The 10,905-nt window shown below is 67.9% G+C and carries 8 protein-coding genes; 5 read left to right on the forward strand and 3 right to left on the reverse strand.

Annotated features, from left to right (window positions below; genetic code table 11):
* The first annotated feature begins 10 nt into the window (after window positions 1–10).
* The 5 genes from AC3EO7_RS28730 to AC3EO7_RS28750 all read left to right on the forward strand — a co-directional run bounded on the left by AC3EO7_RS28730 (window position 11) and on the right by AC3EO7_RS28750 (window position 7,911).
* A complete protein-coding gene (locus tag AC3EO7_RS28730; protein ID WP_431971788.1) occupies window positions 11–454 on the forward strand; it encodes a helix-turn-helix transcriptional regulator in 444 nt (147 codons plus the stop codon).
* Between the two features lie 5 nt (window positions 455–459).
* Entirely contained in the window at window positions 460–870 is a 411-nt protein-coding gene (locus AC3EO7_RS28735; RefSeq protein ID WP_431971787.1) for a VOC family protein, read from the forward strand.
* A gap of 226 nt (window positions 871–1,096) precedes the next feature.
* Window positions 1,097–3,514 carry an ATP-binding cassette domain-containing protein gene (locus AC3EO7_RS28740; RefSeq protein WP_431971786.1) on the forward strand — a complete coding sequence of 806 codons (2,418 nt, stop codon included), beginning with the start codon at window positions 1,097–1,099 and terminating at the stop codon, window positions 3,512–3,514.
* Between the two features lie 222 nt (window positions 3,515–3,736).
* Complete coding sequence (locus AC3EO7_RS28745; RefSeq protein ID WP_435592930.1) at window positions 3,737–6,088, forward strand: arylsulfatase; 2,352 nt, start codon at window positions 3,737–3,739, stop codon at window positions 6,086–6,088.
* 215 nt (window positions 6,089–6,303) lie between these two features.
* A complete protein-coding gene (locus AC3EO7_RS28750; RefSeq protein ID WP_435592931.1) occupies window positions 6,304–7,911 on the forward strand; it encodes an AMP-binding protein in 1,608 nt (535 codons plus the stop codon).
* 51 nt (window positions 7,912–7,962) lie between these two features.
* Here AC3EO7_RS28750 and AC3EO7_RS28755 read toward each other — a convergent pair whose 3' ends face one another.
* The 3 genes from AC3EO7_RS28755 to AC3EO7_RS28765 all read right to left on the reverse strand — a co-directional run bounded on the left by AC3EO7_RS28755 (window position 7,963) and on the right by AC3EO7_RS28765 (window position 10,828).
* Window positions 7,963–8,163, reverse strand: a complete 201-nt coding sequence (locus AC3EO7_RS28755) for an ATP-grasp domain-containing protein (protein ID WP_435592932.1) — start codon at window positions 8,161–8,163, stop codon at window positions 7,963–7,965.
* A gap of 448 nt (window positions 8,164–8,611) precedes the next feature.
* On the reverse strand, window positions 8,612–9,802 hold the full coding sequence (locus AC3EO7_RS28760; protein ID WP_435592933.1) for an NAD(P)/FAD-dependent oxidoreductase: 1,191 nt from the start codon (window positions 9,800–9,802) through the stop codon (window positions 8,612–8,614).
* An 81-nt stretch (window positions 9,803–9,883) separates the two neighbouring features.
* Window positions 9,884–10,828: an RNA polymerase sigma-70 factor gene (locus tag AC3EO7_RS28765; protein WP_435592934.1), complete on the reverse strand. Its 945-nt coding sequence runs from the start codon at window positions 10,826–10,828 to the stop codon at window positions 9,884–9,886.
* Between the last annotated feature and the right edge of the window lie 77 nt (window positions 10,829–10,905).

Here is a 10,905-nt window from a genome sequence, read left to right on the forward strand (position 1 = left end):
CATCGCGTAGGTGACCAGCAAACCCGCCACGGACCTGCGCGACCTCGCGCGATTGCGACGCGTCCGCGACCGGATCGACCGCGAGTACGCGCAGCCGCTGGACGTCGAGGCGCTCGCCCGCGACGCGCACATGTCGGCGGGCCACCTCAGTCGCCAGTTCCGGCTCGCCTACGGCGAATCGCCGTACTCCTATCTGATGACACGGCGCATCGAGCGCGCCATGGCGCTGCTTCGGCGCGGCGACCTCAGCGTCACCGAGGTCTGTTTCGCGGTCGGGTGCTCGTCGCTCGGCACCTTCAGCACGCGCTTCACCGAGTTGGTCGGTGTGCCGCCCAGCGTCTATCGGCGCGAGGCGGCACAGTCGACGGAGGGGATCCCGTCGTGCGTGGCGAAACAGGTCACCAGACCGGTCAGGAATCGAGAAGCACCGGCCACCGGGACGCAATTAGCCTGATCAGCATGGACATCACCATTCACTCGAGCTTCCTTCCGCAGAACGACCCCGACGCCGCCCTGGCGTTCTACCGCGACGCCCTCGGTTTCGAGGTCCGCAAGGACGTCGGATACAACGGGATGCGCTGGATCACGGTCGGCCCCGTCGACCAGCCCGGCACGTCCGTCGTCCTGTACCCGCCCGCCGCCTCCCCCGGCATCACCGAGGACGAGCGCCGCGCCATCGAAGAGATGATGGCCAAGGGCACCTACGCCAGCATCCTTCTGGCCTCCAAAGACGTCGACGGCACTTTCGAGCGGCTGCAGGCCACCGACGCCGAGGTCGTCCAGGAGCCCACCGACCAGCCGTACGGTGTTCGCGACTGCGCCTTCCGCGACCCCGCGGGCAACATGGTCCGCATCCAGCAGGTGGGCTGATCCTTCCGGAGATCCAGGCCCTGAGCTGCCCGAACGGCAACGTGAAGTAGTCCGCGCCCGCCGATGGTCGCCACCGCCCGCGGCGACCATCGGCGAGTGCCGCGCCGCGCTTCCGACGCGACCGGGCGCACTGAACGAAACCGAACCGACGCCGGAACTGCTTGGATCGAGCACAGCCCGGTCGACGCAGACAGCGACACAGCCCCGCGCATCAGAGGGAGAAACGATGACCACGGCCACGAGGAAGAACGCCAGAAAGGCCACGGCGAAGGGCGCATCGCCCGCGCTGCCCGCCGCCGACAGCCACGATCTGATCCGCGTGCACGGCGCGCGCGTGAACAACCTCAGGGACGTCAGCATCGAGCTCCCGAAGCGCAGGCTCACGGTGTTCACCGGCATCTCCGGCTCCGGCAAGAGCTCGCTGGTGTTCGGCACGATCGCCGCGGAGTCGCAGCGGCTGATCAACGAGACCTACAGCGCCTTCGTGCAGGGCTTCATGCCGACGTTGGCGCGGCCCGAGGTCGACGTCCTCGAGGGGCTGACCACCGCGATCTCCGTCGACCAGCAGCGGATGGGCGGCGACCCACGCTCTACCGTCGGCACCGCCACCGACGCCAACGCGATGCTGCGCATCCTGTTCAGCAGGCTCGGGGATCCGCACATCGGCCCGCCCAGCGCGTTCGCCTTCAATGTCCCCTCGGTCCGGGCCAGCGGTGGCCTCACGGTCGACCGCGGCGAGGGCAAGACCAAGACCGAGAAGGTCACCTTCACCCGCACCGGCGGCATGTGCACGCGCTGCGAAGGCCGGGGCACGGTCTCCGACATCGACCTCACCCAGCTCTACGACGACTCCAAGTCGCTCGCGGAGGGCGCGTTCACCATCCCGGGCTGGAAGTCCGACAGCTTCTGGACGGTGCGGGTCTACGCCGAGTCGGGCTTCGTCGACCCCGACAAGCCGATCCGCAAGTACACCAAGAAGGAGATGCGCGACTTCCTCTACAAGGAACCGGTCAAGGTGAAGGTCGACGGCGTCAACCTCACCTACGAGGGGCTGATCCCCAAAGTGCAGAAGTCCTTCCTGTCCAAGGACCCCGAATCGATGCAGCCGCACATCCGGGCGTTCGTGGAGCGAGCGGTCACCTTCGCCGTCTGCCCCGAATGCGACGGCACCCGGCTCGCCGAGGGAGCACGCGCCTCGAAGATCGCGGGCATCAATATCGCCGACGCGTGCGCGATGGAGATCCGCGATCTCGCCGAGTGGGTTCGCGGCCTGGACGAGCCGTCGGTCGCGCCGCTGCTCGAAGCGCTCGGGCACACCCTCGACTCGTTCGTGGAGATCGGGCTCGGCTACCTCTCGCTGAACCGTCCCGCGGGCACGCTGTCGGGCGGAGAAGCGCAGCGCGTCAAGATGATTCGGCACCTCGGCTCGTCGCTCACCGACGTCACCTACGTCTTCGACGAGCCGACCATCGGCCTGCATCCGCACGACATCCAGCGGATGAACAACCTGCTGCTGCGGCTGCGGGACAAGGGCAACACCGTGCTCGTCGTCGAGCACAAGCCGGAGGCGATCGCGATCGCCGACCACGTGGTCGATCTCGGCCCCGGCGCCGGTTCGGCGGGCGGCACCATCTGCTACGAGGGCACCCTCGAGGGACTGCGGTCCAGCGACACCGTCACCGGCCGCCATCTCGACGACCGGGCGTCGCTCAAGCAGGAGGTGCGCGAGCACACCGGCACGCTGGCCATCCGCGGCGCCACCGCGAACAATCTGCGGGACGTCGACGTCGACATCCCGCTCGGCGTGCTGGTCGTCGTCACCGGCGTCGCCGGTTCCGGCAAGAGCTCGCTGATCCACGGATCCATCCCCGCGTCCGAGGGCGTGATGTCGGTCGATCAGGCGCCGATCCGCGGCTCGCGGCGCAGCAATCCGGCGACCTACACCGGGCTGCTCGAACCGATCCGCAAGGCGTTCGCCAAGGCCAACGGGGTGAAGCCCGCGCTGTTCAGCGCCAATTCCGAAGGGGCGTGTCCCACCTGCAACGGCGCGGGCGTCATCTACACCGATCTGGGCATGATGGCGGGAGTCGAGACTCCCTGCGAGGACTGCGAGGGCAAGCGGTTCCAGCCCGCGGTGCTGGAATACCGCCTCGGCGGCCGCGACATCAGCGAGGTGCTCGCGATGTCGGTGACCGAGGCCGAGGAGTTCTTCGGCTCGGGCGAGGCGCGGATCCCGGCCGCACACGCCATCCTCGACCGGCTCGCCGACGTCGGGCTCGGCTACCTCAGCCTGGGTCAGCCGCTCACCACCCTCTCGGGCGGCGAACGGCAGCGGCTGAAGCTGGCCACCCACATGGCCGACAAGGGCGGCGTCTACGTTCTCGACGAGCCGACCACCGGACTGCATCTCGCCGACGTCGAGAACCTGCTCGGCCTGCTCGACCGTCTCGTCGACTCCGGCAAGTCGGTCATCGTCATCGAGCACCACCAGGCGGTCATGGCGCACGCCGACTGGATCATCGACCTCGGCCCCGGCGCAGGCCACGACGGCGGCAAGATCGTCTTCGAGGGCACGCCCGCCGACCTCGTCGCCACCCGCTCCACCCTCACCGGCGAACACCTCGCGGACTACGTCGGCGCCTGACCCTCGCGGGTGCGCGCGGTGGAGGCACCGTGCGCACCCGGGTCAGGACTGGGCGGCACAGCCGCCGATCGAATGAGCGCCGCCCCGCCGACAGGTCCGTAACTGAATAGTTGCCGATACCTCATCGAGTCGGTGCTTTTCCGCCTCTAGCGCGGCGCCACGCGAGTTATTCTCCAACCCAGCATGTCGACAGCAATCTCCCAACCACGATCGGGGTGCGCGATGGCGACCGATTTCAAGGGCAAGATCGAGCTGGACATTCGCGACTCCACCCCGGATTGGGGCCCGTTCGCGGCACCGACCGCGCCGGAGGGGGCGCCCAATGTGCTCTACATCGTCTGGGACGACGTCGGCATCGCCACCTGGGACTGCTTCGGCGGCCTGGTCGACATGCCGAACATGACGCGGATCGCCGAGCGCGGCGTGCGGCTGTCGCAGTTCCACACGACCGCGCTCTGTTCGCCGACGCGCGCGTCATTGCTCACCGGACGCAACGCCACCTCCGTCGGCATGGCGACGATCGAGGAATTCACCGACGGCTTCCCGAATTGCAGCGGCCGGATTCCGTTCGAGACCGCACTGCTCTCGGAGGTGCTGGCCGAACGGGGCTGGAACACCTACTGCGTCGGCAAGTGGCACCTGACGCCGCTCGAGGAGTCGAATCTGGCGTCCACCAAACGACATTGGCCGCTGAGCCGGGGCTTCGAACGCTTCTACGGATTCATGGGCGGCGAGACCGACCAGTGGTACCCGGAGCTGGTCTACGACAACCACAGCACCGCGCCGCCCGCGACCCCCGAGGACGGCTACCACCTGTCGAAGGACATCGCGGACAAGACCATCGAGTTCATCCGCGACGCCAAGGTCATCGCACCCGACAAGCCGTGGTTCTCCTACGTCTGCCCGGGAGCGGGCCACGCACCCCATCACGTGTTCGCGGAGTGGGCCGACCGCTACGCCGGTCGCTTCGACATGGGCTACGAGGCGTACCGCGACATCGTGCTGGAGAACCAGAAGCGGATGGGCATCGTCCCGGCCGACACCGAAATGTCTCCGGTGAACCCGTATCTCAGCGCCAAAGGCCCCAGCGGCGAACCGTGGCCGCTGCTGGACACCGTGCGCCCCTGGGACTCGCTGAACACGGAGGAGAGGCGGCTGTTCGCCCGAATGGCCGAGGTGTTCGCCGGTTTCCAGAGCTACACCGACGATCAGATCGGACGGATCCTCGACTATCTCGAAGAGTCGGGGCAGTTGGACAACACCATCGTCGTGGTGATCTCCGACAACGGCGCGAGCGGCGAAGGCGGACCCAACGGTTCGGTCAACGAGGTGAAGTTCTTCAACGGCTACATCGACACCGTCGAAGAGAGCATGCGGTTCTACGACCAGCTCGGCGGCCCGCAGACCTACAACCACTATCCGATCGGCTGGGCGATGGCGTTCAACACGCCCTACAAGCTCTACAAGCGCTACGCCTCGCACGAGGGCGGCATCGCCGATCCCGCGATCGTCTCCTGGCCCAGGGGAATTCGCGCCCATGGCACAGTGTGTGACACCTACATCAACGTCTGCGACGTGACACCGACCGTCTACGAGCTGCTCGGCATCACCCCGCCCGACACCGTCAAGGGCATCCCCCAGCAGCCGCTGGAAGGCGTGAGTTTCGCGGCGGCACTGACCGATCCGAAGGCCGAGACGGGCAAGGACACGCAGTTCTACACAATGCTCGGCACCAGGGGCATCTGGCATCAGGGGTGGTTCGCCAACACCGTGCACGCCGCGACCCCGTCCGGCTGGAGCCACTTCGACCAGGACCGCTGGGAGCTCTACCACATCGAGCGGGACCGCAGCCAGAACCGCGATCTGGCCGCAGAGAACCCGGAGAAGCTGGAAGAACTGAAGGCGCTCTGGTTCTCCGAGGCCGCGAAGTACAACGGGCTGCCGCTGGCCGATCTCAACATCATGGAGATGTTGGGGCGATGGCGGCCCTACCTGGTGGTGGACCGGACGAATTTCACGTACTACCCGGACACCGCCGAGGTCGGCATCGGGGCGGGTGTCGAGATGCGCGGCCAGTCCTATTCGGTGCTGGCCGAAGTCGCCATCCACTCCCCTTCGGCCGAGGGCGTGCTGTTCAAGCAGGGTGCGGGCCACGGCGGTCACGTCCTGTTCGTCCAGGACGGCCGGTTGCACTACATCTACAACTTCATGGGCGAAGACGAGCAGCGGGTGTCCGCGCCTGATCCGGTGCCGCTGGGCAGCCACGTCTTCGGCGTCCGTTACGAGCGCAACGGCACCGTCGACGGCAGCCACACGCCGCTCGGGGAGCTCTCGCTGTTCATCGATGACGCCGTCGTCGCGTCCCGGCCCGAAATGCGCACCCACCCGGGCACCTTCGGACTGGCGGGCGGCGGAATCGCCGTGGGGCGCAACGGCGGGCAGTCGGTATCGAGCGCGTACACGGCGCCGTACCCGTTCACCGGCGGCGCCGTCGCCAAGGTCGTCGTCGATACCTCGGGCACCCCGTACATCGATGTCGAGCGGGAGCTCGCGGCGGCGTTCTCCAGAGACTGACCCGCGTTCCCGGCCGCCCCCGGCCCCGGGGGCGGCCGTCCTGTCGAGCGGCTCGAAAGCTTCCCAACTTTTAGAACATGTTCTACAGTTGCCCACGTCGACTCGTGTCGCCGAAGCTCGGTTGATCATGCCTGGTCGAGGACACAGCCGACGTGGGAGTAGAACGCGTTCATAGGGTGCGCGTGGGCCATGCCGACGGTCTACGAGGAGTGGATTTGCAGTTCAATCTGGCCGATGTCTTCGAGACGGTCGCGGCCGCCGTCCCCGACCGGATCGCGCTGACCTACGAGGGCGAGCACATCACCTACGCTCAGCTCGGCACCGAAGCCGACAAGGTGGCTGCGCTGCTGTCGCGGGCGGGCATCGGCGCGGGGGACCACGTGTCGCTGTTCCTGAAGAACAGCGTCGAGCACGTCACCTCCCTGCTCGGCCTGCTCGAGATTCGCGCCGTGCCGATCAACGTCAACTACCGGTACACACCCGCCGAGCTCGAGTACATCTTCACCAATTCGGACTCCGTCGCCGTGATCGTCGAACTGCCCGAGCACCAGCGGACGCTGGCAGGGCTCCTCGCGGCGTGCCCGTTGCTGCGGACCGTGATCGTGGTCGGCGAGATCGACGGCGAATTGCGCTCCGCCGCGGCCGAGCGCTCGATCGCCGTGGTGCCGTTCGCCGATGCCGAAACCTTATCCCCCGCAGCGGAGTTCGCGCCTCGCACCGGAGACGAGCTGTACGTGCTCTACACGGGTGGCACCACCGGCTATCCGAAGGGCGTGATGTGGCGGCACGACGACTTCTTCCGCAAGCCCCTCTCCGGCGGCAACCCCTACGGTGCCAGTCCCCGCAAGGACCTCGCCGAGATCGCCAGCGCTGCAAAAGAATTCCCGGAGCTGTCCTTCCTGATCGCCGCGCCGCTGATGCACGGTGCCGCGCTGTACTCGCTGTTCACCTTCTTCACCCTCGGCGCCCGTGTCGTCCTGATGCGCGACTTCGATTCGCGGCGCGTCGTCGAAGCGATCGAGCAGGAGAAACTCCAGGTGATCCTCATCGTCGGCGACGGCATGGGGCTGCCGCTGGTCGACGAGATGGAGCGCCGCAAGGGCGAGATCGACTTCGGCTCGCTGTTCTCGATCACCTCGGGCGGCGCGATCTGGTCGGTCGGGGTGCGCGAACGCATGCTCGCGGTCAAGCCGGATCTGCTGCTGCGGGACAACTTCGGGGCCTCGGAATCCGGCAACGACGGCGCCTTCACCGTCGACGAACAAGGCAATCTGCGCATGCCGCCCTCGCCGACAATGCTGCTCGTCGACGAGGACCTCGCCGACATCCCGCCGGGCAGCGACCAGATCGGCTACATCGCCCGCGTCGGCAACGTCCCGCTCGGCTACTACAAGGACGAGGAGAAGTCCGCCCGCACCTTCCGCACCCGCGCCGACGGCACGCGCATGTCCGTACTCGGCGATATGGGTCGCGTCGAGGCCGACGGCACCATCGTGTTTCTCGGACGCGGTTCGCAGTGCATCAACACCGGCGGCGAGAAGGTCTTCGCCGAAGAGGTCGAGGCCGCCCTGCACGCCCACCCGTCGATCGCCGACGCCCTCGTAGTCCCCGTGCCCGACGAGCGCATGGGCCAGAAGGTCGCCGCCGTCATCGCGACCTACCCGGACGCGCCCCCGCTGGAACTGGACGAAGTTCAGCAGCACTGCCGAAAGTCGCTGGCCGGATACAAAATACCGCGCTCGATCGTCGTGGTGGACGAGGTCGAACGCACCCCCGCAGGCAAGGCCGACTATCGGTGGGCAGCTGAGGTCGCGGCCGGATAGGACGATCCGCAGCCGCGTGCCGCTCGAGACAGCACCGGTGGTCACATCTCATCAGCCTGCGTGGCTCAGCAACTCACTCCACCGCTGCACCACCAACTCGGTGTACAGGTCGGCGGCTATGTCGTACGCGCCGAGTGCGTGGCCGTCATTGGCCTCGATCAGTGCCGTTTCGCCAGTAGCCAGCACGCCGAAGTCGATGCCGTACGCCCTCGGCGCATTTCCGGAACCGTGGTATGCGGTGATTGCGGACACTGGACGGGAATACCGCGCCGCCCCAGACCTTCGGCCAGCAGCGGCTCCTCGTGCCGCATCGGACCCGATCCGGCGTGCTGCAAGAACGCGGTGGTGATCATCACCTCCTCGATCATGCACCATCATCAAGCGCGTCGGCGAGGACCGCGAGAACGAGAAGCACGGTGCTGGCCCCAGCGCCCATGAGCCGATACGTGGCGTGATTGCGGTGGGGGCTGGGAAATTCGGGGCGCGCGGTCATCGGTCATCGCTCCGAACGCACCCGGGTGCGTGTCATCACCGAAAAGTAACGCAAGCAGGCGAGATATGGTCCACAAAGCCACAATTCGCCGTCGTTGTCACGAGACGATCGCGCGCCCTGCGGATTTCCGCGACGTCGTCGGCGACGCTTCGTCTTGCCCGGTGCGCCGAATGCAGGGAGTTCGGCGCACCAGGCCATCGGTCCGCGTCACGCCGTGACGAACCGAGTCTCCGCCGCGCCGGTTGCCACGAGGTGTCGACGGCGGCTCGGCATCAGCACGGTCGGGTGGGAGACGCTCCAAGCCGCGCCCGCGCAGATGAATTCCTTGATGCGAGCGGCGATCCGGCCCGTGATGACGGTGGGTGTGACCTGATCATCGGGGGTCACGCGCTGCACGATGCCGTCGCCGCGTCCGAGGCTGACGCACTGCAGGGTATAGCCGATCGGGGCCTCCGGAATCTTGCGGCCGGTCAAGCGCGCGGCGAGAGCGTCGGCGGCCTGCCACGCCATAGGGCTGGCGGTGGCGCAGGCCATCCGCAGTGGCTTACCGCCCACTCCTTCGGCGAATGCGGCGTCGCCGACGGCATACACATCCGGATGCGAGATCGAGCGCATGGTGCCGTCGACGACGATCCGCCCGGTATCGGACACCTCCAGGGTGGTGGCTGCCGCGATCGGGTGCACGGTGAAACCCGCGGTCCACACGGTCACCTGCGCCGGGATCTCCCCCGCTGCCGCGGTGACCACACTGTTCGCTTCCACCCGCGTGATGTCGGCATGCTCGTGGACCGTGATCCCCAGCCGGTCGAGGGTGCCGCGCAGGTGGCGCTGGGCCTTCTCGCTGAGCCAGTCGCCGACTCCGCCGCGGGCCGCGATCGCCACCTCGAGGTCGGGATGGGCGTCGGCGATCTCGGTGGCCGCTTCGATACCGGTCAGGCCGCCGCCGACGACCAGCACGGTCCCGCCCGGCGCCAGCTCGGTCAGGCGCGCCCGCAGTCGCAGCGCGGCCTGCTTCCCCGCGACGTTGTGGGCGTACTCGGCCACACCGGGGACGCCGTGGTCGGCGACGGTGCTCCCGAGGGCGTACACGAGGGTGTCGTAGCCGAGGGTCTCGGCGCCGCTCTCGCCGGTGAGATCGACGGTCTTGCGGTCCACGTCGACCGCGGCGACCCACGCCGTCTTGACCTGCACGCCCGTGCCCGCGTAGACGTCACGCAGCGAGCGACGCGGCAGATCCTGCCCGCTCGCGAGCTGGTGCATACGCACCCGTTCGACGAATTCGGCGTCGCCGTTGACGAGGGTGATCTCGACGTCGTCGCGGTGCAATCGCCTGGCGAGGCGACCGGCGGCGGTCCCGCCGCCGTATCCGGCTCCGAGGACGACAATGCGGTGCTTCATGGCTTGCTCCTGTCTGGGTTGCGCTCACCTCCTGAACCGGACAGCCGCGCGATCCCTGACAGGGAAAGGGTGTGATGTGAGTCACCAGACCTGCGCGAGGGGGCGGCGCGAAGCCTCCGCCGCCCACTGGCGGGTGATGCGTCCCAGTTTGTCGGGGTTGACCTGGAGGTGGATCGCCTCGACACCGTCGGCGGTCGCATCGAGGCAGACGACGCCGACGACCCGACCATCGACCTCGAACAACACGGCGGGACCGCCGTTGACGACGGCGGCGTAGGCGACTGGGCGGCCGCCGACGATGGCTCGCTTGGCCTCGGTCGGCCGGAACAGGCCGCGCAGGTATCGCGCGACACCGAGCGCACCGATGACCGGGGTCTTGCGGGCCGCGACCCGGCCACCGCCGTCGGCGATGCCGACCGCGTCGTCGGTGAGCATCCGGACCAACGGCTCGGTGTCGCCGCTGAGCGCCGCGGCGAGGAATTCCTCGACGAGCTTCCGCGCGGCGGCCGCGTCGACCTCGGTGCGGGACCGGCCGGTGGTGACATGCTGCTTGGCACGCCGGTAGACCTGCTGACAGTTCGACTCGGTCAGATCGAGGATCTCCGCGATCTCACGATGCGAGTGACCGAACGCCTCACGCAGCACGTACACCACGCGCTCGTTGGGCGACAGCCGCTCCATGAGGGTGAGCATCGCGAGCGAGACCGACTCGCGCTGCTCGACGGTGTCGGCCGGACCGAGCATCGAGTCGCCGGTCAGGACCGGCTCCGGAAGCCATTGCCCCACATAGGTTTCTCGCTTGGCACGCGCCGAGGTGAGCTGATTGAGGCACACATTGGTGAGCACCTTCGTCAGCCACGCCTCGGGCGTCTCGATCCGTTCCCGGTCGGCCGAATGCCACCGCAGATACGTGTCCTGCACCGCGTCCTCGGCATCGCCGGCCGACCCCAGCAACCGGTAGGCGATCGCCTCCAGGCGACCCCGGCAGCCCTCGAACAGATCGGCTTCCCGCGTACTGAGCGGCATCGCTCCATACTCGGCCATGCGCCCAGCCCCCGTCCACCCTGCCCCCGGATCGCCCGGCGCGCAATCGTGCTGCAGCG

This window comes from Nocardia sp. bgisy118, assembly GCF_057708605.1.

Excerpts from the sequence above, each read along its gene's own strand:
- AC3EO7_RS28735 (WP_431971787.1), top strand. The coding sequence starts at position 460 with ATGGACATCACCATTCACTCGAGCTTCCTTCCGCAGAACGACCCCGAC.
- AC3EO7_RS28740 (WP_431971786.1), top strand. The coding sequence starts at position 1,097 with ATGACCACGGCCACGAGGAAGAACGCCAGAAAGGCCACGGCGAAGGGC.
- AC3EO7_RS28745 (WP_435592930.1), top strand. The coding sequence starts at position 3,737 with ATGGCGACCGATTTCAAGGGCAAGATCGAGCTGGACATTCGCGACTCC.
- AC3EO7_RS28760 (WP_435592933.1), bottom strand. The coding sequence starts at position 9,802 with ATGAAGCACCGCATTGTCGTCCTCGGAGCCGGATACGGCGGCGGGACC.
- AC3EO7_RS28765 (WP_435592934.1), bottom strand. The coding sequence starts at position 10,828 with ATGCCGCTCAGTACGCGGGAAGCCGATCTGTTCGAGGGCTGCCGGGGT.